At 47.1% G+C, this 641-nt stretch carries 1 protein-coding gene; it reads right to left on the reverse strand.

The window, feature by feature from the left end; genetic code table 11:
* A partial coding sequence (locus tag HK26_RS13645) for a hypothetical protein (RefSeq protein WP_219337103.1) occupies window positions 1-641 on the reverse strand: 641 nt, incomplete at both ends.

Here is a 641-nt window from a genome sequence, read left to right on the forward strand (position 1 = left end):
GGATTGGATATCTGAGCCAGCAGGATACCTGCTTCATGGCAGAAAATATCACATTCCCCTTTGCGAACAGGTCCCCTGTAGCGCAGGAAGCCAAGCGTTTTCAGGTCATACAGTCCTTTCTTGGCCCATGAGGCCCATCCCTTGAAACCCTGGGTTCCACGTTCGTCAGGAACAAGCACATTGGTTTGCCTGCGAGCCAGATATTCAACCCTGGCTTTTTCACGTCTCTCCTGTCTGGCTATCTTCTGTTTTTTGTAATCCTCGTATTTCTTTGGAAGAACCATGTCGCACAGGGTCGAGAAGTCATAAAACTTCCCTCTGTAATCAAGGAACTGGCATCTGTGTCGCCTTGGATGATGAGAGTTCACACTCCCAGGAAGACGAAAGACACGTGAAAAATCATAGGTTGCCTGGTCTGCTCCCCATGGGATGAATTTTCTTAACAGTTCTCTGTGAGTGGCCTGAAAGCGTCCTTTGCATCGTGCTGGAACAGGACATTCAAACGTATAATGCAGATAAATTCCTCTGCCAGAACTGAGTATATTGGAGGGACGGGGAATGTTGTTGTCATCACAGAACTTGAGCAGGATTTCATAATTCTCCCCAAGGTCATGATATTGAATGGTGGGGTTGGTTTCATA

This window comes from Acetobacter okinawensis, assembly GCF_002153655.1.
GTDB classification, from domain to species: Bacteria; Pseudomonadota; Alphaproteobacteria; order Acetobacterales; family Acetobacteraceae; genus Acetobacter; species Acetobacter okinawensis_A.